The sequence below is a fragment of the Nocardioides pakistanensis genome (genome assembly GCF_054781215.1).
On sequence record NZ_BAAGUV010000069.1, the window covers coordinates 1 to 25200 of the forward strand.

General features: G+C 71.9%; 20 protein-coding genes. 8 read left to right on the plus strand and 12 right to left on the minus strand.

Annotated elements, in window-relative coordinates; genetic code table 11:
* Positions 1–106: 106 nt before the first annotated feature.
* Both ACYVIH_RS19925 and ACYVIH_RS19930 read left to right on the plus strand, forming a co-directional pair.
* Entirely contained in the window at positions 107–1474 is a 1368-nt protein-coding gene (locus ACYVIH_RS19925) for an HNH endonuclease signature motif containing protein (RefSeq protein WP_460871287.1), read from the plus strand.
* A gap of 86 nt (positions 1475–1560) precedes the next feature.
* Positions 1561–1926, plus strand: a complete 366-nt coding sequence (locus ACYVIH_RS19930) for a hypothetical protein (RefSeq protein WP_460871288.1) — start codon at positions 1561–1563, stop codon at positions 1924–1926.
* Positions 1927–2160: 234 nt separating this feature from the next.
* On the opposite strand, the gene ACYVIH_RS19935 is transcribed toward ACYVIH_RS19930, so the two are convergent.
* From ACYVIH_RS19935 to ACYVIH_RS19945, 3 genes are all read right to left on the minus strand, one after another.
* Entirely contained in the window at positions 2161–2427 is a 267-nt protein-coding gene (locus tag ACYVIH_RS19935) for a PspC domain-containing protein (RefSeq protein WP_460871289.1), read from the minus strand.
* Positions 2428–2590: 163 nt separating this feature from the next.
* Positions 2591–4120 carry an AMP-binding protein gene (locus ACYVIH_RS19940; protein WP_460871290.1) on the minus strand — a complete coding sequence of 510 codons (1530 nt, stop codon included), beginning with the start codon at positions 4118–4120 and terminating at the stop codon, positions 2591–2593.
* 86 nt (positions 4121–4206) lie between these two features.
* Positions 4207–4872: a hypothetical protein gene (locus ACYVIH_RS19945; protein ID WP_460871291.1), complete on the minus strand. Its 666-nt coding sequence runs from the start codon at positions 4870–4872 to the stop codon at positions 4207–4209.
* A 115-nt stretch (positions 4873–4987) separates the two neighbouring features.
* Here ACYVIH_RS19945 and ACYVIH_RS19950 point away from each other — a divergent pair, with 115 nt between their 5' ends.
* Entirely contained in the window at positions 4988–5566 is a 579-nt protein-coding gene (locus ACYVIH_RS19950) for a GNAT family N-acetyltransferase (protein WP_460871292.1), read from the plus strand.
* Here ACYVIH_RS19950 and ACYVIH_RS19955 read toward each other — a convergent pair.
* From ACYVIH_RS19955 to ACYVIH_RS19975, 5 genes are all read right to left on the minus strand, one after another.
* Positions 5455–5991, minus strand: coding sequence for a hypothetical protein (locus tag ACYVIH_RS19955; protein ID WP_460871293.1), 537 nt, complete (start codon positions 5989–5991; stop codon positions 5455–5457). The genes ACYVIH_RS19950 and ACYVIH_RS19955 overlap by 112 nt on opposite strands.
* 32 nt (positions 5992–6023) lie before the next feature.
* Positions 6024–7958 (minus strand): heavy metal translocating P-type ATPase, encoded by a 1935-nt coding sequence (locus ACYVIH_RS19960; RefSeq protein ID WP_460871294.1) that lies wholly within the window; start codon positions 7956–7958, stop codon positions 6024–6026.
* A 134-nt stretch (positions 7959–8092) separates the two neighbouring features.
* On the minus strand, positions 8093–8842 hold the full coding sequence (locus tag ACYVIH_RS19965; protein WP_460871295.1) for a Crp/Fnr family transcriptional regulator: 750 nt from the start codon (positions 8840–8842) through the stop codon (positions 8093–8095).
* Positions 8843–8925: 83 nt separating this feature from the next.
* Positions 8926–9177, minus strand: coding sequence for a heavy-metal-associated domain-containing protein (locus ACYVIH_RS19970; RefSeq protein ID WP_460871296.1), 252 nt, complete (start codon positions 9175–9177; stop codon positions 8926–8928).
* Positions 9178–9332: 155 nt separating this feature from the next.
* Complete coding sequence (locus tag ACYVIH_RS19975; protein ID WP_460871297.1) at positions 9333–9848, minus strand: hypothetical protein; 516 nt, start codon at positions 9846–9848, stop codon at positions 9333–9335.
* A gap of 23 nt (positions 9849–9871) precedes the next feature.
* Here ACYVIH_RS19975 and recC point away from each other — a divergent pair, with 23 nt between their 5' ends.
* Genes recC through recD form a run of 3 tightly spaced genes read left to right on the plus strand, consistent with a single transcriptional unit; the run spans position 9872 to position 18713 of the window.
* Positions 9872–13519 (plus strand): exodeoxyribonuclease V subunit gamma, encoded by a 3648-nt coding sequence (recC, locus tag ACYVIH_RS19980; protein WP_460871298.1) that lies wholly within the window; start codon positions 9872–9874, stop codon positions 13517–13519.
* Positions 13516–16899: a UvrD-helicase domain-containing protein gene (locus ACYVIH_RS19985; RefSeq protein WP_460871299.1), complete on the plus strand. Its 3384-nt coding sequence runs from the start codon at positions 13516–13518 to the stop codon at positions 16897–16899. Before recC ends, ACYVIH_RS19985 begins: the two co-directional genes overlap by 4 nt.
* Entirely contained in the window at positions 16896–18713 is a 1818-nt protein-coding gene (gene recD / locus ACYVIH_RS19990; protein WP_460871300.1) for an exodeoxyribonuclease V subunit alpha, read from the plus strand. Before ACYVIH_RS19985 ends, recD begins: the two co-directional genes overlap by 4 nt.
* On the opposite strand, the gene ACYVIH_RS19995 is transcribed toward recD, so the two are convergent.
* Together ACYVIH_RS19995 and ACYVIH_RS20000 are read right to left on the minus strand one after the other, a co-directional pair.
* Positions 18702–19055, minus strand: coding sequence for a hypothetical protein (locus tag ACYVIH_RS19995; protein ID WP_460871301.1), 354 nt, complete (start codon positions 19053–19055; stop codon positions 18702–18704). The genes recD and ACYVIH_RS19995 overlap by 12 nt on opposite strands.
* Before the next feature lie 97 nt (positions 19056–19152).
* Positions 19153–20787, minus strand: a complete 1635-nt coding sequence (locus ACYVIH_RS20000; RefSeq protein ID WP_460871302.1) for an SLC13 family permease — start codon at positions 20785–20787, stop codon at positions 19153–19155.
* A 152-nt stretch (positions 20788–20939) separates the two neighbouring features.
* Here ACYVIH_RS20000 and ACYVIH_RS20005 point away from each other — a divergent pair, with 152 nt between their 5' ends.
* Positions 20940–22379 (plus strand): hypothetical protein, encoded by a 1440-nt coding sequence (locus tag ACYVIH_RS20005; RefSeq protein WP_460871303.1) that lies wholly within the window; start codon positions 20940–20942, stop codon positions 22377–22379.
* A gap of 7 nt (positions 22380–22386) precedes the next feature.
* Here ACYVIH_RS20005 and ACYVIH_RS20010 read toward each other — a convergent pair whose 3' ends face one another.
* The gene (locus tag ACYVIH_RS20010; RefSeq protein WP_460871304.1) at positions 22387–22884 is read right to left on the minus strand and encodes a tetratricopeptide repeat protein; all 498 of its coding nucleotides are present in this window, start codon (positions 22882–22884) and stop codon (positions 22387–22389) included.
* Between the two features lie 222 nt (positions 22885–23106).
* On the opposite strand from ACYVIH_RS20010, the gene ACYVIH_RS20015 reads away from it, so the two are divergent.
* Positions 23107–24381, plus strand: a complete 1275-nt coding sequence (locus ACYVIH_RS20015) for an HNH endonuclease signature motif containing protein (RefSeq protein WP_460871305.1) — start codon at positions 23107–23109, stop codon at positions 24379–24381.
* A 116-nt stretch (positions 24382–24497) separates the two neighbouring features.
* Here ACYVIH_RS20015 and ACYVIH_RS20020 read toward each other — a convergent pair whose 3' ends face one another.
* On the minus strand, positions 24498–25163 hold the full coding sequence (locus tag ACYVIH_RS20020) for a GNAT family N-acetyltransferase (protein ID WP_460871306.1): 666 nt from the start codon (positions 25161–25163) through the stop codon (positions 24498–24500).
* Positions 25164–25200: the final 37 nt, after the last annotated feature.

Sequence of the window (25200 nt, forward strand, 5' to 3'; positions counted from 1 at the left end):
CCGCCGACCGGGCGCTGATTCTCCACAGCCACCGAGGCTACTGCACTCAAGCAGAGATGCAGGACAAATGTTCGACCAATGGAATGGGTTTTCCTAGCGTGGGGGTATGTCCACGTACGCGATCCCGGAGCCGTCGGTCGCCGCTGATTCAGCGGCCGGTGCGGCTGCTGCTGCCGACGCGTCGGGCGGGGGTGCCGGGGGCGGTGGCGGGGGTGGGGTGGTTCCGCCGCATCGGCTGGTGGGGTTCGCGCACCAGGTGGAGGAGGCGTTGGACGAGCTGGGCGGGGTGCCGGCGTGGTCGATGACCCCGGCCGAGCAGGCCGAGGTGTTGCTGGTGTTGGACCGGGTGTCCTCGCGGATGGCGGAGCTGGAGCTGCGGGTGCTGGCCGCCGCGGACCGGGACCAGGTCGGCAGCGTGGCGGGGGCGACGTCGACCGCGGCGTGGCTGGCGCACCAGACTCGGCAGACCCGGGCCCGGTGTGGTGCCGCGGTCCGGTTGGCGGAGGCGTTGGACGAACGCTACGAGGCGACCCGGCGGGCACTGGCCGCGGGTGTGGTCAACCCCGATCAGGCGCGGGTGATCGTCCACGCGGTCGACGCGCTCACCAGGGAGCACGACGACCTGCCCGATGACATCCACGAACGGGCCCAGGCGCACCTGCTCGACCTCGCCGAGCAGTTTGATGCGGTGGTGTTGCGGCGGTTGGGGAAGCGGTTGTTCGAGGTGGTCTGTCCCGAGGCCGCCGATGCCGCCGAGGGCGAGGCGCTCGAGGCCGAGGAGGAGCGGGCGCGGCGCAAGGCGTCGTTGTCGATGCGTGACAACGGCGACGGGACGGTGTCGGGTTGGTTCCGGTTGCCGGTGCTGCACGCGGCGTTGTTGAAGAAGGCGCTGGAAGCACTCACTTCGCCGCGGCGGGTCGGGGACGGCAGGCTGGACCCGGCCACGGGGAAGAAGCTGCCGTATCAGGTGCTGCTCGGGCAGGGGTTCACCGAGCTGCTCGAGCACCACCTGAACCCGGCGGGTCTGCCGTCGCAGGGTGGGTGTCCGTTCACGCTGGTGGTCACCATCGGCATCGACGCCCTGAAGACGGGGGTGGGTGCGGGGACGTTGGAGACCGGGGAGCGGATCAGTGCCGGGGCGGTGCGTCGGTTGGCGTGCCGCGCGGGGTTGATCCCGATGGTCCTGGACGGGGAGTCGGTGCCGTTGGATCTGGGGCGGGAGCAGCGGTTGTTCGACCGCTACCAGCGTCTCGCGCTGGCCCAGACCTACGGCGGGTGTGCGACCGAGGGTTGTGACCGGCCGCCGTCGTGGACCGAGACCCACCACAAGCATCCCTGGCAGCACGGCGGCCGGACCGACCTGGCCGACGGGCTCCCGCTGTGCCCACCGCACCACCAGATGGCCGACCACCCCCAGCAATGGGACATGCATACCCTGCCCTCCGGCCGGGTCCGGTTCAGCAGACGCCAATAGGCCGGCCTGAGCAGAGGATCCGGCGTGTTGCAGGCGCCGCGAGGGGTACGAGCCGGGTAGAGAGCCTGACGAGAGGAGGCAGCGCGATGGCTGTCACACCGTTCCAGGACCTGCCGCTGGCCGACCGCGACCGCGAGTGGGACGGCGACGCCGCCGAGAAGCGAGTGCGCAAGTGGGCCGACGCCCAGGACGAGCCGAACGAGAAGTACCGCGACGCACACGTGTGGTACGACGCCGACAAGAAGGACAACTTCACCGCCTACAAGCTGCTGATCGCCGATGTCATCGACGGGAAGCTTCGTGCGGTGCCGCGCGGCGTGATGGCAGCCGGCAACATCATGCAGGGCTCGCGGGGCGGCATCGACCTGCCCGAGAAGGACATCGACCGGGTGAAGAGCCACCTCGCCAAGTACTACAAGAAGATGGACGACGAGGCGCCCTGGGAGCGGTGAACTCCCGGAATACCCGACGCGGGGCTACTGTTGTGCTCCGTGCCGGCCTGAATCATGCCCCCGGGCCTCACCATCTGCCGCTGCGAGCGGCCACTCGCCGAGAGGCGGCTGACAGGCCGGCAAGCGTGAAACGACAGCCACCCGCGGGGTAAGCCCCTAGTCGGGTGGCTGTCGTGTGTCTGGCTCGCCCTCCGGTCGACCGGGTCGTCGCAGCCGAGGCCGGACGTCGCGCGATCAGCCGTGGTAGGCGACCGGCGGCTGCGTCTGCACCGGGGTCTGCGGCACGGTCAACGACTCCTCGGACGGCATCAGCACCCACAGCACGGGGTAGATCAGGATCTGGCTGCCCGGGATGACCATGAGCAGCAGGACGAACAGGATCCGGGCCGCCCACGGACCGAGCCCGAAGCGACGGCCGAGCCCGGCGCACACGCCGCCGAGGATGCGGTCCTCACGCGGGCGGATCAGACCCTGCTGGGCGAAGTTCTGGTGGATGGTCACGGCTGGTGCACTTCCTCAGGTTCTGCGGCCGGGGCATCTCCCCGACACCTCCACTGTGCGCCCGCGAAGGGGCGTGGCACATCCGGGAGGCACCCCGGTCAGACCCTGAGATCCGGTGGCTCCGACCATCAGGGGAGGTGGTCGGAGCGGGTGGGCGCCGTACTCAGTTCACCTGCCGCTCGCGACCCTTCCAGTACGGCTCGCGCAGCTTGAACTTCTGCAGCTTCCCGGTCGCGGTCCGCGGCAGCGACTCGACGAACGCGATCTGCTTGGGGCACTTGTAGCCGGCCAGCTCGGTGCGGCAGTGCGCGATCAGCTCCTCGGGGGTGACTCCCGAGCCGTCGGAGACCACCAGCCCGGTCACCAGCTCGCCCCACTTCTCGTCGGGTACGCCGATCACGGCGACCTCGCGCACGGCGGGATGACGCATCAGCACGTCCTCGACCTCGATCGAGGAGACGTTCTCCCCGCCGGAGATGATCACGTCCTTCTTCCGGTCCGAGATCACCAGGTAGCCCTCGTCGTCGAGGTAGCCGCCGTCGCCGGTGTGGAACCAGCCGCCCTCCTGCACCCGAGCGGTCTCGTGGGGCTGCTCCCAGTAGCCGTCGAGGTTGTGGTTCGACGCGGTGAGCACCTCGCCGGTCTCGTTCACCTTCACGCGCACACCGAGCGCCGGCGCTCCGGCGCGGCTCAGCTTGCGCGCACGCTCGAAGCTGCTCAGCTCGTCCCACTCGGCGCGCTGCCGGTTGACCGTCACCAGCGGCGAGGTCTCGGTGAGACCGTAGATCTGGATGAACTCCCAGCCGAGGACGTTCATGACCTCCTCGATCGTCGAGGTCGGCGGGGGAGCGCCGGCGACGACGATCCGCACCCGGTCGCGACCTGGGATCGGCCCCTCCCAGGTCTTGGCGGCGTCGAGGGCGGCACTCACCACCGCAGGTGCGGCGCAGAGCAGGGTGACGCCGTGCTCGTCGATCCGGCGCAGGATCTCCGCCCCGTCGACCTGGCGGAGCACGATGTGCCGGCCGCCGACGCCGGTCATGCCGTAGGGCATGCCCCAGCCGTTGGCGTGGAACATCGGCAGCGTGTGCAGCAGCACGTCCCGGTCGGTGATCGACGTGTGCAGGCCGAACACCGTGGCGTTGAGCCACAGGTTGCGGTGGGTCAGCTGCACACCCTTGGGGCGGGCGGTCGTGCCCGAGGTGTAGTTGATGGTGGCGGTGGCCGCCTCGTCCGGCTCGGCCCACTCGGCGGGCTCCACGTCGTGCAGGAACATCGCATCGTCGTCGCCGAGCACGAACTTGTGGGGTACGTCGATCCCGTCGAGCAGGTGCTTCAGGGAGGGATCGACGTAGAGCACCTCGGAGCCGGAGTGCTCGACGATGTACTGCACCTCGGGCAGGCTCAGTCGGAAGTTGATCGGCACGAGCACCCGGCCCCACCCGCTGACGCCGAAGAACGAGGCGAGCAGTCGGGCGGAGTTGTGGGAGACGATCGCCACCCGGGCACCGACCGGGACCCCGAGCTGGTCGAGACGCGCGGCCTGCGCGCGGGCCAGCCGCGCGAACTCCCGGTAGGTCACCTGGCCCAGGCTGGGCGCCGGCTGGTCGGGTTCGTCGACGACCGCGATGCGGTCCGGGTAGACGGTCTCCGCCCGGTCGAGGAAGTCACGGATCGTCAACGGGTAGTACACGAGAGCCACCTCCGGGAGAGCCGAACGGGCCCCCATTTGAGCACGCGGGCCGCCGTGGCCGGTAGGGGTCGGAGAGCGCTGATGCGTCAGGCGTCGTTGAGGAGGGCGCTGGCACGCAGCTTCACCTGACCGTCGGCGAGACTGCCGTACAGGCCGGTGACCTCGAGCTCTGGCCGGTCGAGCAGCGGCTGTGCGGGCAGCAGCCCTGCAGCGGCGCCGAGAGGTCGGGCGACCACGGTGCCGTCCTCGACCGCGAGCTCGAGCTGGAGCCCCCCGGGGATCGGCAGCGGGAGCGGGAGGTCGGAGAACCCGAGCAGCACCTTGCCGTCCTCGACGGTCAGCTCGGCGCCCGGCAGCAGGCGTTCGACCTGGTCGAGATCCACGCTGGCCGATCCGTCGAGCTCCTCACCCCGCTTGTCGAGCACCACCGACTCCACGTCGAGCGGGCCGGCACGCAGCGTGTCTATCCGGGCCCGGAGCACGCCCACCTCGCCGGCCCGGGCGAGCACGTCGGAGTCCACCGCGCCCGCGTCAAGGGTGGCCGACGACATCTGGACCGCTGCGCGGTCCACGCTGCCGAACAACAGCTTCAGCCCGGGGGAGGCGGACACCTCGACGCTGGTCACGGCGCCGAAGGAGGCGAGCTGGTCGCGCATCCGCTGCTCCGCCACCGAGGGGAGTGCGAAGTTCGTGGCCAGGGCGGCGGCGGTCAGGGTCAGGGCCGCACCAGCGGCGAGGGTTCGTCTGCGCATGGTGCGAGATCCTAGACATACATGTCTCATTTCGTCCAGCGTGTCGGGGTCCGGGCGAGACGTCGCGCGCCAAGGCGATGGTCCTGCCACCGGCGCCACGGCTAGCGTGAGCCGGATGAGCATCACGGTGGCGCCCGCGTCGGCCGAGCGGTTCGACGACGTAGCGACGGTGGTCGGCCCGAGGAACCCCGACGCGAACGTGTGCTGGTGCCTGAGCCACCGGCTGGACGCGAGGACCAACAGGGAGCTGGTCGGGCCGGCGCGCGGGGAGTACGTCCGCGAGCTCTGCGGGCGTCCCGTCGCCCCTGGGGTCCTGGCGTACGACGGTCACGAGGTGGTCGGCTGGGCCGCGGTCGCACCTCGAGCAGAGCTGCCGTTCGCGCGCTCCCGGAAGATCCCGCACGTCGACGACCTTCCGGTGTGGTCGGTCTGGTGCATCCGGGTGCGCCCGGGCCGCCGTGGCCGTGGCATCTCGCACGCCCTGCTCGCCGGCGCGGTGGACTACGCGCGGTCCCAAGGCGCGCCGGCGGTCGAGGGGTATCCGGTCGACAACCAGGGCCAGAAGGTCGACCTGACGATGGCCTACGTCGGCACCCGTTCGCTGTTCGAGCGCGCCGGCTTCACGAAGGCCGCGGACACCGACTCGGTCTCCGGCGGGTTCCCGCGGGTGCTGATGCGGCTGAGCCTGAGCTGAGCGGGAGCCCGCTCCGCCCGGCTCGCTTCGGACGGCTCGACCTCGAGGACCGTCGACGGGTCGTCGTCGCGCGGTCCCCCTGCCTCGGCCCGCACGAGCACTGTGATCTGCGGCGCGTACTGGGCCGCCGGCACCGCCGGTCCGCGGCCTGGCTCGGATCGCTGGTGGCCGCGGGCCAGCACCGCCTCCAGGCCCAGCCCGTACGACGCCGGGGCGCCCGGCTCAACCGTGGCGCCGTGCCGGAGCTCGCCGATGAACGGTCCGGACAGGCCGGTGTCGAGCGCCCGCACCGTGCCGAGGCCGAAGGCGGCCAGCCGGGGCTCGACGGTCACGGCGGCCGGACCGATGGCGGTGGACGGAGCCGGACGGGTCTTGACGCGGCGGGCGCTGTGTCGGGCGCTGTGTCGGGAAGACGTGCGACGCATGGTGGTTCTCCTTCGTGGGTGGGGATTCAGGGTCAGGCGGCCCGGGCGGGCGTGATGTCGGCGGGGGAGGGCGTCTCGTCGGCGGACGGCAGCCGGGTGGCCGCCGTACGACGTCGCAAGAGGCGCATCGCGTTGAGGATCACCACCAGCACCGACCCCTCGTGCACGAGCATCCCGATCGCCATCGTCACGCCGCCGAACAGGACGCCGAGCAGCAGCAGGGTCACGGTGGCCAGCGCCACGGTGATGTTCTGCCGCATGTTGTTGACCGTGCGGCGGGCCAGCGAGATCGCGTCGGGGAGCTTGGACAGCCGGTCGCCCATCAACGCGATGTCGGCGGTCTCGACGGCGACGGCCGAGCCTGCGGCGCCCATCGCGACACCGATGTCGGCGGTCGCGAGCGCGGGGGCGTCGTTGACGCCGTCGCCGACCATCGCGACCGTGCGGCCCTCGGCCCGCAGCCGGGTGATCGCCTCGAGCTTGTCCTCGGGGAGCAGGGCGGCGTACACCTCGTCGACGCCGGTGGCGCGGGCTACGGCCTCGGCGACCCGCGGGGAGTCGCCGGTGAGCATGACCACCTTGGTGATGCCGGCTGCGTGCAGGTCGGCGACCATCTGCGCGGCCTCCGCGCGGATCCGGTCGGCCACCGCGACCACGCCGGCCGCGGCGCCGTCGACGGCGACGATCATCGGGGTGCGGCCCGCGAAGGCCAGGTCGTCGGCCACCTGGGTGGCCGCATCCACGCCGGCGACGGCGTTGTCGGTCATCAGCGCGGCGTTGCCGACCAGGATCCGTCGAGCGCCCGTGGTGACGACGATGCCCTTGCCCGGCACGGGTTCGGTGTGGTCCGGCAGCCCGTGGACGTGCACCCCGGCCTCGGCCGCGGCGTCGAGGATCGGGCGGGCCAGCGGGTGCTCGGAGCCGGACTCGGCGCGGGCGGCCCACTCCAGCACGCCCGTCCGGTCGAGGGTCGGGTCGAGGACCACGACGTCGGTCAGCACCGGCCGGCCCTCGGTCAGGGTGCCGGTCTTGTCGACCGCGACGGTGTCGACCTTCGCCGAGGTCTCCAGGAACTCGCCGCCCTTGATCAGGATGCCGTCCTTGGCCGCGCGGCCGATGCCCGCCACGATCGAGACCGGGATCGAGATGACCAGCGCGCCGGGGCAGCCGATCACGAGCAGGGTCAGGGCGAGCGCCACGTCGCCGGTGACCAGGCCGGCGACGAGCGCCAGCCCGATGATCGCGGGGGTGTACCAGGCGGAGAACCGGTCCATGAACGCCTGCGTCTTCGCCTTGGCGTCCTGCGCCTCCTCGACCCGGTGGATGATCCGCGCCAGGGTGGTGTCGGCGCCGACCCCGGTCGCGGTGACCTGCAGCAGCCCGCTGCGGGACACCGTGCCTGCGAAGACCTTGTCCCCGGCAGCCTTCTCGGCCGGGATCGACTCACCGGTGATGGACGCCTCGTCGATCGCGCCGGTCCCCGCCAGCACGGTCCCGTCCACGGGCACCTTGGCGCCCTGCTTGACGACGACGGTCTCGCCGGGGAGCACGGCGGCCGCCGGCACCTCCACCTGCTGACCGTCCCGGAGCACGACCGCCACGTCGGGGGCGACCGCGACGAGCTCGGCCAGTGCGGAGCGGGTCTTGTTGAGCGTGGCCGTCTCCAGCGCATGCCCGACGGCGAACAGGAAGGTGACCGCGGCCGCCTCCCAGTACTCGCCGATCACGAGCGCGCCGATCGTGGCGACGCTGACCAGCAGGTCGATACCGACCACCCGCGCGAGCAGCGCCCGTGCCGCCTTGACGACGATCGGGGTGCCCGCGACGACGGCGGCGGCGACCATGAGCAGGTCGGCCGCCGGCTCCCCGCCGCTGATCCGTCCGGCCACGAGAGCCGCGGCGATGAGCAGGCCCGAGACGGCCGGGACGGTCCATCGTGCTCTGATCCAGCCGGTGATCGATGACATCTGGTGCCTCCTGTGGGTGCGTCTCCCGGGCTTCGGCCGGGGCTCTGGTTCGACGCTAGGAGCGCGGTCGGTCGGCGACCATGACGCGGATCAAGGGACCGCAGATGCCCATACCCGGCCCGCAGGGCGCCGGGTCAGCCGTGGGCGATGGCGGCGAGCGCCTCGCGGTCGGTGACCGCGGTCCAGCGGCGACCGGTCTCCACGACGCCCTGCCGGCGCAGCTTGCTCAGCGTGCGGCTCACCGACTCGGTGGTGGTGCCGGTCATCGCGGCCAGGTCACCACGGGTCAGCGGCAGCTGGAGGAGGACCGAGTCGCCGTGCGGCTCGCCGACCTGGTCGGCCAGGGCGAGCAGGGTGCTGGCGACCCGTTGTTCGACGGTGCCGCCGGAGAGCCGTCGTACCGTCTGCTGCGCCTGCTCCAGACGTGCGGCCAGGTCGTCGAGCACCACCAGCGCCACCCCGGGGTGCTCCTCCAGCACCGCACGGAAGTCCGGTGCGGAGATGCGCAGCGCGCAGCTGACGGTGAGTGCCTGGGCGGTGTCGGGGTACGTCGAGTGGCCCAGGGCCGCGACCGAGCCGAACAACGCGCCAGGCCTGATCACGTCGACAAGGACCTCCGCCCCGTCCAGCGACGGGCGGAGCACCTTCACCCGCCCGGTGGCGAGGATGAACAGAGCGTCGGCGGGCGTGCCGGTGCGGTAGATGATCTCGCCGGCGTCGTACCCGTGGACGCGCATGCGGCGCTCGATCGCGGCGATCTGGTCGCGGCTGAGACCGGCGAAGTAGGGGGCGTGCGCGAGGACGTCGAGGCGCAGAGGCAGCGGGCAGGCGTGTGGCGCGGCGCACGAGTGCGCAAGGGGCGTCGTACGTCGCTCGCTGCTCATGACCTGCCTTTCTGGATGCCTGCCACGGTAGCCGGACGAGACAGGGCCGGGACCTGTCGTAGGTCCCGGCCCTGGCCGCTGGCTCAGAACGCGGCGGGCGTGGAGCTGTAGCCGGCCTTCGCGACCGCGGCGACCAGGTCGTCGACGGTGGAGAGCTCGGCGTCGTGGTCGACCTCGACACGGCCGGAGGCGAAGTTGACCTTCACCGCGCCGACGCCGGGGAGCCGGCCGACCTGCTTCTCGATCTTCCCCACGCACGACGGGCAGGAGAAGCCGTCCGCACGAAGGACGGTGTGGGTGCTCGGCGTTGCCTGGCTGGTTCCCTGGGTGGTCATGGGTGCGATCCTCTCGGTGGTGCGCCCTCGTCGGGCCTTCACCGACGAAGGTAGGCACCTGGCGCCCGCCGAACCATGACGTGCGTCAAGGAGCTGCAGGTCGACCGTTTGTCCGGTCGACGAGCCCACTCCGGGTCGGTCCGGGTCGGTCCGGGTCAGTCGCAGAAGTCGCAGACGCCCGAGGCGGGGAGGGCCATGTGGCAGGTCGGGCAGACCTTCGGCATCGCCGCTGCCACCACGTCGGCCGCGGACCGCTTCGGCGGCGCCTTCTTCACGGGCTTGGCGGCCTTGGCCGGCTTCGGGGGCTTGGGCTCCCTGGGCTCCCTGGGCTCCCTGGGCGGCTTGGTCGCGGCGCTCCTGACCGGCTTGCGTCGCAGGGCGTCCAGCGCCTCCTCGTCGACGACCACGTCGAACCCGAGCCGCTCCAACGTCTTCGCCGCGCCGGTCTCGCCGCCGTGGAACTCGTCGGGACGCGGTGCCTGGCCGGTGGCGTGGAAGTACGCCGCACCGGCGATCGCCTTGGAGTCGTACTCCTGGCCGTTGTGCCACACGGTGTAGGCCTTCGCCCGGCCGAAACCGTAGCGACGGAGGAACTCCCGGTCCCCGAGGCTGTCGTACTCCTGCATGGCCGCGAGTACGTGCGACCGGCTGACGAGCTCCCAATCCGGCATGGGCCAAATCTACGTTCGGGCAGGTGAGGCTTGGAGCGCGGGGTCTGGGCTCGGTGGCCAGGCGTGGGCGGGTGTGGGCCGGCGCGGGCGCCGGGCACGCGATCGTGAGCGTGGCCGCCGCACGACTGTCGGTGCCTCGTGAAATCCTGCGTGGCGTGACGTTGCGGATCCATCGCGCTGAGCGCACCGACCTCCTGGCAGACGGTCTCGGTGCGCTCCTCGCGACGCCGCTGGAGGACCCGTTCGCCGAGGAGCTGGTCGTCGTCCCCGCACGCGGGGTGGAGCGGTGGCTGACCCAGCGGCTCTCGCACCGGCTCGGTGTGGGGCCCCGAGGTGGCGACGGGGTGTGCGCCGGCGTGCGGTTCATCAGCCCGCACTCGCTCGTGGCGATGCTGCTCGGCAAGGAGCGCGACGACGCCTGGGACCCCGACCGCCTGGTGTGGCCGCTGCTCGAGGTCATCGACGAGGCGATGGGGGAGCCGTGGTGCGCGACGCTGTCGGCGCACCTCGGCTTCGGCGTCGACGGCGACGAGGGGGAGCTTCGCCGGAGCCGCCGCTACTCCGTGGCGCGTCGGCTGGCCGGGTTGTTCGCGTCGTACGCCGTGCAGCGGCCGAGCCTGGTCACCGACTGGCGCGAGGGCCGCGACACCGACGGCGCCGGCCACGAGCTCGATGAGGACCTCATGTGGCAACCCGAGCTGTGGCGCCGGCTGGTCCGGCGGGTGGGGGAGACCCCGCCCGACGTCCGTCATGCCGAGACGCTCGAGCGACTCCGGTCCGGGGGAGACGGGCTCGACCTGCCGCCGCGGCTGTCGCTGTTCGGTCACACGCGGCTCCCGGTCACCGAGGTGGAGCTGCTCCGTGCGCTCGGCGAGCTGCGCGACGTGCACCTGTGGCTGCCGCAGGTCTCCGGGGCGCTGTGGGACGAGCTCGCGCCGGTGGTGGCCCAGGGACCTGTGGCGCGTGACGAGGACAGCTCGATCGAGCACGTCCAGCATCCGTTGCTCGGCTCGCTGGGGCGCGATGCCCGCGAGCTGCAGCGCACGCTCGCAGCCGGCGGACCCTCGGTCGTCGAGCCGGCTTCGCTGGTCGAGCCGGCTTCGCTGGTCGAGCCGGCTTCGGTGGTCGAGCCTGTCGAGACCACGCTGGTCGAGCCTGTCGAGACCACGCTGCTCGGCTGGCTCCAGCACGACCTGCGGGCCAACTCCGAGCCCGATGCGGACACCCTGGTTTCGCGGGTGCTGAGGGACGACGACCGGTCGGTGCAGGTGCACGCCTGTCACGGCTCGGCGCGCCAGATCGACGTCCTCCGCGAGGTGCTCGTCGGGCTGCTGGAGGACGATCCGACCCTCGAGCCGCGGGACATCTTGGTGATGGTGCCTGACATCGAGGCCTACGCCCCGCTCGTGCACGCCGGCTTCGGCCTCGCCGACGTCACCGACACCGGCGAAGGGCATCCCGCCCACCGGCTGCGCGTCCGCCTCGCCGACCGGGCACCGACCAGCATCAACCCGCTGCTCACGCTTGCCGCGACACTCGTGGAGCTCGCCGGTGGCCGGGTCACCGCGACCGAGGTGCTCGACCTCGCGGCGGCCGAGCCGGTGCGCCGACGCTTCGGCTTCACCGACGACGACCTCGCCCAGCTCACCCTGTGGGTCGACCAGGCCGGTATCCGCTGGGGCCTCGACGCCCACCACCGCACCACCTACGGCCTGACCCTCGGCGACAACACGTGGTGGGCCGGCCTCGGCCGGATCCTGCTCGGCGTCGCGATGGCCGAGGACGAACAACGCCTGGTAGACGGGGCACTCCCCGTCGACGACGTCTCCAGCGGCGACATCGACCTGGCCGGCCGGTTCAGCGAGTACGTCGACCGCCTCCACGCCTTCGTCACCGAGACCTCCGCCGCCTCGACCGTCGACGACTGGACCACGGCACTCGCCGCCGCGGTCGGCCGGCTGGCCGCGGTCGCGCCCGCCGACGCCTGGCAGCAGGCACAGTTCGACCGGGAGCTCGCGCGGATCGGCGACTCGGCGCGGGGTGAGAGCTCCCTGTTGCTCGCCGACGTCCGCAACCTCCTGTCCCACCGGCTCGGTGGCCGGCCCACCCGGTCGAACTTCCGCACCGGCACGCTCACCGTCTGCACGATGGTGCCGATGCGCTCCGTGCCGCACCGGGTCGTGTGCCTGGTAGGCCTCGACGACGGTGTCTTCCCGCGCACGAGCTCCGCCGACGGCGACGACGTGCTGGCCCGGGACCCGATGACCGGCGAGCGCGACCCACGCAGCGAGGACCGGCAGCTCTTCCTCGACGCGATCCTCGCCGCGCGCGAGACACTGGTGATCACCTACACCGGCGCCAACGAGCACACCGGAGCGGCCCGGCCGCCCGCGGTCCCGCTGGGGGAGCTGTTGGATGCGCTCGACCGGACTGCGGTGGTGGCGCCTGCGGTCTCGACGGGCTCGACCAGCGAGGGGTCGACCACCGGGGTCTCGACGGGTTCGACCAGCGGGGGCTCGATCTCAGGAGGACCGGTCGCCGAGCGCGTCGTCGTCCGGCACCCGCTGCAGCCGTTCGACGCACGCAACCTGGTGCCCGGCGAGCTGGCCGGAAGCGCACCGTTCAGCTTCGACCGCGCCGCGCTCGCGGCCGCCGCGGCAGCGCGGTCGCCCCGCATCCCGGTCACGACTCTGGTCGCCGAGCCGCTGCCGGCCCGGCCGGTCGAGGACCTCACCCTCGAGGAGCTGCAGGCGTTCATCACCCACCCGGTGCGGGCCTTCCTCCGCTCCCGGCTCGACGTCTCCTCGCCGCTGGAGCCCGAGGAGACCCGCGACGACATCCCGATCACCCTGGAAGGCCTGGCGAAGTGGGAGATCGGCGACCGGCTGTTGACCGCCGTACTCCGTGGGGCCGACCCGCGCACCAGCGTCCGCGCCGAACGGATGCGTGGGCTGCTGCCCCCCGGTGAGCTCGGGGAGCGGACTCTCCGCGAGGTGGAGGAGCAGGTGCGCCCGCTCGTCGTCCAGGCCAACGGCCTGCGGCAGGGAGCCCCGCGCACGATCGACGTCGACATCGACCTCGGCAACGGTCGGCGGCTCACCGGCACGGTGTCGTCGGTGTTCGGCAACCGCTTGGTGACCGTCACCTACTCCCGCCTCGCCGCCAAGCACCGGCTGCGGTCGTGGGTCGACCTGCTCGCGCTCAGCGTCGGACACCCTGACGAGAGCTGGACCGCCCACGCCCTCGGCCGCGGTCGGGCGGGCACCACCCGGGCGCTGGCCGGGCCCTTGGACCACCGCGCCGAGGGGTGGCTGCACGACCTGGTCGACCTCTACGACCGCGGCATGCGCGAGCCGCTGCCGCTGCCACCGAAGACCGCGTGCGCCTACGCCGAGTCGCTGCTCGCCCGGCGCAAGGGCGCGCACGCGGATCCGGAGTGGAAGGCCCGCCGGGAGTGGGAGACCGACCGGTTCTCCGCCACCGGCATCCCCGGCGAGGACGCCGACGCTGCTCACGTCCGGGCGTTCGGTCAGGACGCGCCGTTCGAGTGCCTGCTCACCGCGCCGCGGGACGACGAGCGGTGGAACGACGCGCCGCACCGGCTGGGGCAGTACGCCTGGCGGCTCTGGCAGCCGCTGCTCGAGCACGCCGAGAGGGTGGGTCCGCTGTGAGCCAGGCCAGCACCGGTACGACGGGCACCCCGACCGACGAGCTCCCGGTCTTCGACATCTGCGAGCCGCTGCCCACCGGCACCACCCTGCTGGAGGCCAGCGCGGGCACGGGCAAGACCTGGACGATCGGCGCCCTGGTCACCAGATACGTCGCCGAGGGTGTCGCCACACTGGACCAGATGCTCGTGGTGACCTTCGGCCGGGCCGCCAGCCAGGAGCTGCGCGAGCGGGTGCGCGCCCAGCTCGTCGAGGCGGAGCACGCGCTCGCCCACCCAGAGGAGGCGCCGGCCAGCGACCTCGTCGGGCTGCTGCTCGACACCACGCCTGACGAGCGGACGGCTCGTCGGCAGCGGGTGCGCGAGGCGCTCGGCTCCTTCGACGCCGCCACCATCGCGACCACCCACCAGTTCTGCCACCTGGTGCTGCGCAGTCTCGGGGTGGCCGGCGACACCGACGCCAACGCCACCCTGGTCGAGGACCTCGACGACCTTCTGCACGAGGTGGTCGACGACCTGTACCTCCGGGAGTTTGCCGGCACTGACGGCGAGCCGCCGTTCAGCCACCTCGACGCCCTCCGGCTCGCGCGGGCGGCGGTCGGCGACCCGCAGGCCCGGCTCGAGCCGCGCGACGCCGCGCCGGACACGGTGCCCGGACAACGTCTCGCCTTCGCAGCGGAGGTCCGCGCCGAGCTCGACCGGCGCAAGCGCCGGCTCGGCGTGCTCAGCTACGACGACCTGCTCTCCCAGCTCGCCGACGCGCTGCGCTCCGACGAGGCGCCGGCCCGGCAGCGGATGCGGCAGCGGTGGAAGGTCGTGCTGGTCGACGAGTTCCAGGACACCGACCCGGTGCAGTGGCAGGTGCTCGACCGGGCCTTCACCGGTCACGCCACGATGGTGCTGATCGGCGACCCGAAGCAGGCCATCTACGCCTTCCGCGGCGGTGACGTGACGACGTACCTCCAGGCCGCCGCCACCGCGAGCACCCGCAAGACGCTCGGCACCAACTGGCGCTCGGACGCGGCCCTCGTCGACTCGCTGCAGGTGATGATGCGTGGTGCCGCGCTCGGTGACGAACAGATCGTGGTCCGCGAGGTCCGCGCGTCGCACCAGGGCTCCCGGCTCACCGGTGCCGGGGCGCCGTTCCGTCTCCGGGTGGTCAGCCGGGAGGCGATCGGGACCCGCAAGTCCAAGCTGGCGGTCGCCGACATCAGGCCACACGTCTACGCCGATGTAGCGCGTGACATCAAGCGGCTGCTGGCGTCCGATGCCCGGTTCGAGGGGCGTCGCCTCCAGCCTCGCGACGTGGCGGTGATCGCCTACAAGAACGGCGACCTCCAGGCGGTGCAGCGTGCCCTGGCCGAGGTCGGGGTCCCGGCCGTCGTCGCGGGGTCGGGGTCGGTCTTCGCGACCCCGGCCGCCACCGAGTGGCTCCAGCTGCTCGAGGCGCTCGAGCAGCCGCACCGGTCGGCGCGGGTGCGCAGCGCGGCGCTGACCAGCTTCTTCGGGCACACGGCAGCCGAGCTGGAGGAGGGCGGGGATGCGCTGACCGACCGGGTGGCCGGGGTGCTGCGGGACTGGGCCGAGCTGCTGGCCGGGCGCGGCGTGGCTGCCGTGCTCGAGGCCGCCACAGCCCGCGGGCTCGGCGCCCGGGTGCTCTCCCGCGTCGACGGCGAGCGGCTGCTCACCGACCTGCGCCACGTCGGCCAGTCCCTGCACCAGGTCTCCTCCGAGGACCGGCTCGGCCTCGTCGCCCTGCTGACCTGGCTGCGCGGACAGATGGCCGACGACAAGGTCGAGGTCGCCAGCGACCGCACCCGCCGCCTCGACAGCGACGCGGCCGCGGTGCAGCTGGTGACCATCCACGGCAGCAAGGGCCTGGAGTACCCCGTCGTCTACCTGCCGACGCTGTGGGACCGGTTCCCCCAGCAGCCGACCGTCCCGTTGTTCCACGCGACCGACGACGGGCGGCGCTGCATCGACGTCGGCGCGGGCGGACCGCGCTGGAGCGACCACGTCGCCCGGGCGATGGCGGAGGAGGACGGCGAGTCGCTGCGGCTGCTGTACGTCGCGATGACCCGGGCGCGCTCGCAGGTCGTCGCCTGGTGGGCACCGGCGCCGCGCAACACCCCGTGCTCGGCGCTGCAGCGGATGCTGTTCGGCCGCCAGCCGGGCTGGTCGACGGTGAAGGCGTCGCAGGACCTGCACGACCCCGACGACGTCGCCCGCATCCTCGGCATCTGGCAGCAGCACGGCGGCCCGGCCTGGGAGGAGGCACGTCTCCCGCCGCTGCCCGACGTCGCGTTGCCGTCGGACGACCGGCCGCTGTCGGTGCGCAGGTTCGGCCGTGAGGTGGACACGGCATGGCGGCGTACGTCGTACACCTCGCTGAGCTCCGTGGCCAACGAACCCGACACCTCGCGGGTGGCCAGCGAACCGGAGGAGCGACCGAAGGAGGACGAACCCGACCTGAGCACGGTCGACGAGGTCCCACCCGAGCCGTCGCCCGACGCGGTGCCCTCGCCGATGGGCGCGCTGCCGGTCGGGGCCACCTTCGGCTCGCTCGTGCACGCGGTGCTCGAGCACGCCGACCCCGAGGCCGACGACCTGCGCGCCGAGCTGTTGGCGCACATCGACGAGCAGCTGGTGAGGTGGCCGGTCGCGCTCGACCGTGAGGAGCTCGCCGGTGCGCTGGTGGCGGTGTGCGACAGCCCGTTGGGGCCCCTGGCCGGCGACACGACGCTGCGGCAGATCCCGATGCGGGACCGGCTGAGGGAGCTGGAGTTCGAGCTGCCGCTGTCCGGCGGCGACGTACGCGGCTACCCGGTCGCGCCGGTGACCCTCGGCGACGTGGCACCGCTGCTGCGGGCACACCTGGCCGCCGGCGACCCGCTGCTCGCCTACGCCGACGCCCTCGCCGACCCTGCCCTCGGCAGGCAGGACCTGCGCGGCTATCTCACCGGGTCGGTGGATGTCGTGCTGCGGGTGCCCGGCGACGGGACCTCCCGCTATCTCGTGGTCGACTACAAGACCAACTGGCTCGGTGGCTTCCCGGGTGAGGGCGGCCCGCCGCTGACCTCCGACGACTACCGGCCGGCGGTGCTCGAGGAGGCGATGGGCCACTCGGACTACCCGCTGCAGGCGCTGCTGTACGCCGTGGTGCTGCACCGGTTCCTGCGCTGGCGGCAGCCTCGGTACGACCCGGCGACGCACCTGGGTGGGGTGCTCTACCTGTACCTGCGCGGCATGTGCGGTCCAAAGACCCCGATGGTCGACGGACACCCGTGCGGCGTGTTCTCCTGGCGTCCGCCGGCGGCGCTGGTCGAAGCGCTGTCGGACCTGCTCGACGGGGTTCCCGGCGGCGGAGCGGGAGGTGCGGCGTGACCGAGCTGTTCGAGATCACCGACGCCTACGACCGTCGTCTGGCGCTCGGCGCCGTCGGTGTGCTGCGCGAGTTCAACGAGGCCGGCGTGCTCACCGCGGCCGACGTCCACGTCGCGCAGCGGCTCGGTGCGCTCACCGGCGAGGACGACGAACGGGTGCTGCTGGCCCTCGCGCTGGCCACCCGCGCCGTGCGGCACGGGTCGGTCTGCCTCGACCTCGCCGCGGTGCCCGCCGTGCACCCGGAGCTGTCCTGGCCGCCGTACGACGACTGGGTCGCAGCGATCGGCCGCAGCCCGCTCCAGGCGCAGGGTGTCCTGCGCTGGGAGTTCGAGCTGCTCTACCTCGACCGGTACTGGCGGCAGGAGGCGCAGCTGTGCGACGACCTGCTCGCCAGGCTTCGTCAACCGCCACCCGCGGTGGTGGTGGACGTGCTGGACGCCGGCCTGCACCGGGTGTTCGGGGAGCCGACCTTCGCCGAGCAGCGAGCCGCCTCGCGCCGGGCCGCCACGCAGTGGACGACGGTGCTCACCGGCGGTCCGGGCACCGGCAAGACGACCACGGTCGCCGGACTGCTCGCGGTGCTGGCCGAGCAGTCCGCGCTGATCGGGCAGGATCTGCGGGTCGCGCTGACCGCGCCCACCGGCAAGGCCGCCGCCCGGCTCCAGGAGGCCGTTGTCCAGGCCACGCAGCGGCTGGCCCCGCAGGACAGGGAGCGGGTGGGTGTTCTCGAGGCCGTCACGCTGCACCGCCTGCTCGGTCCACTGCGGGCCAACGGCACGCGGTTCCGGCACCACCGGGCCAACCGGCTTCCGCACGACGTGCTCGTCGTCGACGAGACCTCGATGGTGTCGCTGACGATGATGAGCCGGCTCGTGGAGGCAGTCCGGTCCGACGCCCGACTGATCCTGGTGGGTGATCCCGACCAGCTCGCCTCGGTCGACGCCGGCGCGGTGCTCTCCGACCTGGTGTCCGGTCTCGCGGAGGACCAGGGCGGCGAAGGCGGCACCGGGTCGGTCGTCCGGCTGGCGACCACCCATCGCTTCGGCGAGGAGATCGGCCGGCTCGCCGCGGCACTGCGCGAGGGATCTGCCGACGACGTGCTCGCCGCGCTGCGTGCGGGCTCCAGGGAGGTCGAGTACGTCGACGACGCCGATCCGGCTGCTGCCCTGCGCGGGCCGGTGCTCGACGCCGCACTGGCCGTGCGTTCGGCGGCGGAGGCCGGCGACGCGGAGGCAGCGGTCGCGGCGCTGGACCGGCACCGGCTGCTCTGCGCGCACCGCGAGGGGCCGCACGGTGTTCGCCACTGGAACCGGCAGGCCGAGCACTGGCTCGCTGAGGCGACCGGCGACCCGCTCTACGAGCCCATGTACGTCGGGCGTCCGCTGCTGGTCACCGCCAACGACTACGGTCTCGGGGTCTACAACGGCGACTCCGGGGTGGTGGTGCGCGATGCCGATGGTCGGCGCGCGGTGATCGCCGGAGCGACCGGGCTCGGCCGGTTCGCGACCAGCCGGCTGAGCGAGGTGGAGACGATGTTCGCGACCACCATCCACAAGAGCCAGGGCAGCCAAGCCGACGAGGTCACCGTGCTGCTCCCGCCCGAGGACTCCCAACTGCTCACCCGCGAGCTGTTCTACACCGCGGTCACCCGCGCAAGGCACAAGGTCCGCGTGGTCGGTTCCGAGGCATCGGTGCGCGCCGCGGTCGAGCGACGGGCCCAGCGCGCGAGCGGCCTACGACAGCGCCTCACGCGCGACGTCGGAGCGGGTGCGCCGGGCGGGACCGCGAGCGGCGGAGACCCGTCAGGCGCCTGAGTCCGGACCCTTCAGCAGGCGAGTGATCACCTCGAGCTGCTGGCCCATGCCGTCGAGCCGGCCGTCGATGCCGTCGAAGCGGCGGTCCATCGCGTCGAGCCGGCCGTCGATGCCGTCGAAGCGGCGGTCCATCGCGTCGAGCCGGCCGTCGATGCCGTCGAAGCGGCGGTCCATCGCGTCGAACCGGCCGTCGTGCTCTGTCAGCTTGGCGGCGACCTCGTCGAGCCGGTTGCCGTGCTGTGCCTGGGTGCCCAGGATGGTGCCCAGCATCTCGTAGATCGACTCGAGGTCGTTGTCGTGCTGGCGCACCTTGCGCTCGATCTCGGCGGGAGTCATCGACATGCCGAACACGGTACGTCGCGAGCACCTTGCCCGCCATGCTCTCGTGCCGGCCTGTGGACGACCGCCACCGTGGGCGGCTCGCGTCCCGGGTCCGCCCTCAGATCACCAACCCAAGCGCGGCAGGACCGATCAGCGCGGTGAAGAGGGTGATGAGTACGACGCCCACGACGTTGAGCACCACGCCGCCGCGGGCCATCTCGGTGATCTTCACCGCGCCCGTGCCGAAGACGATCGCGTTCGGCGGCGTACCGACCGGCAGCATGAAGGCACACGTCGCAGCCAGCGCCGCAGGGATCAGCAGCGTCATCGGGTCGGCGCCGATGCCCACCGCCACACCGCCGAGCACGGGGATGAACGTTGCTGCCGTGGCGGTGTTGCTGGTGACCTCGGTGAGCATCAACACGATCGCGACGACCGCGCCGATCAGCAGCACGATCGGGAGCGCCTCCAGGCCCTGCACCTGTTCCCCGAACCACTCGTCGAGGCCGGAGGTCGACACCGCCGCCGCCAGGCTCAGGCCACCGCCGAACAGCAGCAGCACGCCCCATGGCAGCCCGTTCTCGGCGTCCTCCCACTCCAGCACCATGTGGCCCGTGCGGTCGCCGGGCAGGAAGAACAGCACCAGGCCGGCCGAGATCGCGATGACGGTGTCGTCGAAGCTCTCCAACCACGGCATCGTCTCGCCCAGGTCACCGATGTTGGCGAGCAGGCCCGGCACGATCCAGAAGAACGCCGCGGTGGCGAAGACCGCGAGCACTGTCTTCTCCCCGCGTGACATCGGACCGAGCTCGGCGATCTGCTCGTCGATCATGGCGCGACCACCGGGGACGTCGGTCAGGTTGAAGCGGAACATGAACCGGGTGATCAGGAACCAGGCGAGTCCGATGAACACCACCACGATCGGGACGCCGAGCATCATCCACTGCAGGAAGCCGACACTCTTGTCGAGCTCGCTGCTGATGTAACCGGCGACGATCGCGTTGGGCGGGCTGCCCAGCAGGGTGCCGAGCCCACCGATGGACGCAGCCCACGCGATCGACAGCACCAGGGCCACGCCGAAGGTGCGGACGTCGGGATCCTCGACTAGGTCGGTGACCGCGGCGCCGGACTCGAGCTGCTCGTCGAGCTCGGCGGCAGCCTCGCCGGCGGCTGCGGCACCCTGGCCGGCGTGCAGGCTGCGTTCGAAGACCAGATTCAGCACGCTCATCGCGATGGGCAGCATCATCAACGTGGTTGCCGTGTTGGAGACCCACATCGACAGGAACGCAGTGGAGATCATCATCCCGAGGATGATCCGGCGGGGGTGGGTGCCGACCCGGCGCAGAGTGAGCAGGGCGATCCTCCGGTGCAGGTTCCACTTCTGCATCGCGATCGCGATCAGGAAGCCGCCGAGGAAGAGGAACACGATCGGATCGGCGTACGGTGCGGTGACCTCGCCGACGTCGGACTCGGTCAGCGCCGGGAACAACGCGATCGGCAGCAGCGCCGTCGCCGACAGCGGTACCGCCTCGGTCATCCACCAGACCGCCATCAGAGCGCCGACGGCCGCGACCGTTCTCGCGTCGGCCGAGAGATCCGCGCCAGCGAGAAGCAGGTAGATGAGCACGGCGACGAGGATCCCGCCGAGCCGGAACGTCCACGTCCTGGCCGCCGGTCTCGGTGGCGTGCGGTCCTCGGGCTCGTAGTCGAACTCGCCTTGCTCGCGGACGATGCGGTCGCCGTGCTCAGTCATGTGACCCCCGAATGGTCTGCCTCATCGACCGGCATACCCACTCGTCGTCTGCGTGAACCTCCGCCCGTCCCCAGGGGACCAGCCGGCTACGTCGTCCACAGATGCCGCGGCGCGGGATGAGGAAGGTCCACCCTTGGGCGGATCGTCGGAGCATGACGACATCACCGGAATGGGAGAGCACCTCCACCGAGCCGCCGTGGATCGTGCAGGCGGTCTTCGACCCCGACGGGGAGGGCTCCGACTTCGCCTACACGATCGGCCTGGCCGAGCTCGGTCTCCCCGAGCTGCACATCTGGGCCAGACCGAGCCTCGGTGACGACCCCGGCCTGGACTGGAGGTTCACCCCACGGGACCTGTGCGGCATCCTCAACCTGCTGGGCGGACTGCTGGTCGACGGGGAGCTGGACGTGGGGTCGACGCTGCGACGAAGCGCCGACGGTGGCCTGGCGACCGTGGAGCTGCGCGTGGACCCGCCTGGGGACCGCGAGGAGCTCGGGGCGTACGGCGTGGCCGACGGTGCGGACGTCCTCCCGGTGCGGTGGTCCTTGTCCCGGCCGCCCATCGGTCCACCTCGACCGGTCAGGGACTCGGTCGCCTCCGCGGCGCGGGAGCGGTACGACGATCTCCGGGCCCGGCTGCAGGGGACGGTGTCGCTTCCCCGGGGGTGGGCGCTCCCGGACGAGCCCTCCTTCGAGGTCGACCAGCGGCTCGGTCCGTTCACCCCGCTGGTGCTGGCGCGGGCTGCCCACCTCGGCCAGGCCGACGCTGACACGCTCGCGGACTTCCTGGCCGTGGCCGAGCTGCTGGACGAGACGGGTGCACTGAGCGAGCCGATCGTCCGGGGCCGCGCCCTCGGGCGCCCTGTAGGTCGGACGGAGGCGTTCGAGCAGCTCCACCACTTCGTCGACCAGCTGCTCGACCACTGGGGCAAGGAGTTCGTCTCCCGCCGGCGGTGGAAGGCGGTGGTGGAGCAGTTCTATGCGCCGCCTCCGCCCGATAGGCGGATCACACGAGCCGAGGTCGACCGGCAGCTGCGCACTCTGCTGCACTCCGCCGTCGAGGCGTGTCTGGCAGGTGAGGTCGCCTTCGACGTCGCCGACGAGAAGCTGCGCCTCTGCTCAGCGGGCCCTTGGCAGGCGGCGACCACTCCCGATGGCCGGCCGGGCCCGGAGTGGCACGCACCCGACGAGGTCCTGCTTCGGGTCCAGGAGCTGGTGCACACGCTCTCGGCCGATCAGGTGCGCCGGATCGCGGTCGCGCATCAGAGGGCGGTCGCCGTCGTAACGCGTCGCCCGTCGACCACCGTCAGGTACGGCGAGCTGGTGGCCCGGCTCGACGCACTGTCTCTGGTCTCCAGAGCGGTGCTGCCGCCCGTGCTGGTGACTGCGCGTCCGCCCGGCGGGCCGGTATCGGTCCCGATGACGCTGGACCAGGTTCCGGTACTCGGCGCGCTATTCACCGATTGGCTGCAGTGCGTCACTGCCCTCCTGGCCCACCGCGCGCGCCTGCCAGTCCAGGACATCGAGACCTTCGCGGAGCCGTTCGCCGAGGTGGTGCCCGACCTGGGGGAGATGCTCGCTTCGCCACTGTGAGCAGTCGCTAGCGACCGGTGCGCTCCGCCTCGGCGGCTCGCGCGGCGGCCGCACGAGAGGACTGCACCAGTGCTCGTTCGGCGCCGGCGGCGACTCTGAGCTCGAGCGCCTGCTCGAAGCTCATCCTGGCGTCGCGGTACCGGCCCGCGGCGAACTGGGCCTTGCCGAGGTGTTGTCGCATGACCGCCTCCGATGCCGTCCCGGCGGTCTCCCGGACGAGCTGCTGGTAGGCTTCGACCGCGTCGTCGGTCCGGCCCTGGTCCCGCCATGTGTCTGCCAGGAGCGCGCGGAACCGCAGCGAGTCACCCCGGGGCATGGCCTGTCTGATAGCCGCTTCGGCGTCGTTCGGTCGACCGGTCCAGAGCAGCGTGAGGGCTTCGAGCGCCGGGTCGTCCTGGTGAGCAGAGGTGAACACCTCCAGATCATCGATGACCGGTTGCAGGGTCCGGGCGTCGATGTGCCAGCCCGGGCCGGCCTCGATCGCCGCTCCTGCGTCCCGCTCCATGCGCCTCGTCCCTCCACGCGACTGCCACGGGGTCAGTCTCCCGAGTATCCCGGCCCCGTGTCGTGTCCTGTGTGTCTGTCCGGTCTTTCGGGCATCGACGCACCGGCCCTCAAGGCCTGCGGCACGCCAGGTTTCGTCCACAGCTTGGATCCGCAGTGGGGTCATCCACAACGTTCGAACACGTGTTCGACTCAGCCGTCGGTTGTTCCTAGCGTGGGGTGCATGGAGAGCGTGGCGACGCCGGTGACCGAGCGGATGAACCCGATTCACGGGTTCGCCGGTCGGGCGTTGGCGGCGCTGGACGCGGTGGCAGGAGCGCCGGGATGGGCGATGGCACCGGGCGAGCAGGCCGAGACCCTGGTGGAGCTGGCGACGTTGGCGGCACGGGTCGAGGAGCTGCGGCTGCGGGTGCTGGCTGCGGCTGACCGCGATGACATCGGAGCCGCGGAGGGGGCGGCGAGCACGGCGGCGTGGCTGGCGAGCCGGACCCGGGCGGTGCGGTCGCGGTGCAACGCCGACCTGCGGCTGGCGCGAGTGCTCGACGAGCCGCGGTTCGCGCCCACCCGGGAGGCGTTGGCCGCCGGCCGCCTGGACCTGGACCAGGTGTGGGTGATCGTCCGCGCGGTCGAGGACCTCCCGGCCGATGAGGTGACCGATGAGCAGCGGCTCGCCGCGCAGGCGCACCTGGTCGACCTCGCGGCGCTCCATGACGCCAAGGCGCTGCGGGTGCTGGCCAAGCGGCTGTTCGAGGTCCTCGCCCCCGACGAGGCCGACCGGCGCGAGGGAGAGGCGCTCGAGCGCGAGGAGGCCCGGGCCCGGGAGAAGACCAGGTTCTCCATGCGCGACAACGGTGACGGCACATACTCGGGGCTGTTCAAGCTCCCGACACTGCAGGCGCAGATGCTGGCCAAGGCGGTCCAGGCCTTCGCCGCACCCAGGCGCAACGGCGCGGGCGCGCACCTGGATCCGGACGGCAACAAGGTGCCCTACCCCGTGCTGTTGGGCCGGGCGTTTGCCGAGCTGTGCGAACACCTGCCCGTCGACCGGCTCCCGCAAGCCGGAGGGGTGGCCGCGACCGTGGTGGTGACCAGCGAGCTGGAGGTGCTGCGCACCGGGGTCGGGTCGGCGGTGCTGGACACCGGGGAGAGGATCTCCGCCGGAGAAGTGCGCCGGATGGCATGCACCGCGGGGATCATCCCCGCGGTGCTCGGCTCGGACTCGGTGCCGCTAGACCTGGGCCGCACGGTCCGGCTGCACACTCCGCAGCAGCGGATCGCGATGGGGCTGAGGGACGGTGGCTGCAGCACCCAGGGCTGTGACCGGCCACCGGGCTGGTGCGAGGCCCACCACGACGAGGAGACCTGGGCAGAGGGCGGCGGGACCTCGGTCGACAAGGGCCGGCTGCTGTGTCCGCACCATCACCGGCTCGCCCACGACCACCGCTACGACATGCGCCGGCTTCCCGACGGCAAGGTCCGCTTCCACCAGCGGACCTAGATGACCGACGTCGTGCACATTGGGTGTGACCTCGGAGTCTGGACACTTCTTCGCGGTGGGCTCGGAGCCGAGGTGGCGTGCGCCATGTACTGGGACCGCGTGGACAACTCTGCCCGTCAGAGCCGCTGTGGCGGGGATGCGTCGTGCGCCACTCGCCATTCGCGGGCGAGAATCGCGTACTGGTAGCCGTCGACCCAACCGAGTTCGGCATGCCAGGAGTCCTCGATCCCGTGTTGCTCACGCCTCATGCCTGCCTTCTCCAGCACCCGTACCGAGGCCGGGTTGTCGGCGTTGCAGCTCGCCCTAACGCGCCGTAGCCCTAGGTGCCCGAACGCCGCTGCCAGGAGGCCGCGGACCAGATCGCTAGCAAGGCCTCGGCCCGCGAAGTCCGGATGGACGATGTATCCGATCACCCCTTCAGTGCGCTTGGGCATCCCGGGCTGGCCCATCGCGTCGACGATGTCGAGGAATCCCATCGCGGCCACGGTTCCGTCTACCTCGGCGACGCACGAGAAGTCGCTATCGCTGGCAGGCGTCGCGAGCCACTCCTGTCGAAACGTCTCCGGATCGACGCTTGTGCGCAGCATGAAACGGTTGACCACGGGGTCGTTGCGGAAGGCCAGCAGATTCTCGATGTCGGCGGCAGCTGCCTCGCGCAGAACAACCGCACCGACGCGCATGGGCCACGGGCTGGATGTCACTGCGGCATAGTTCTCGATGCGCGTCCAGACCACAAACGGTTTAGCTCTCATCGGCAATCGCGGCTTCTCCCGCAGCGCCATGAGCGGCGTCGTCCAGCCGGGTACCCGCGGGGGTGGC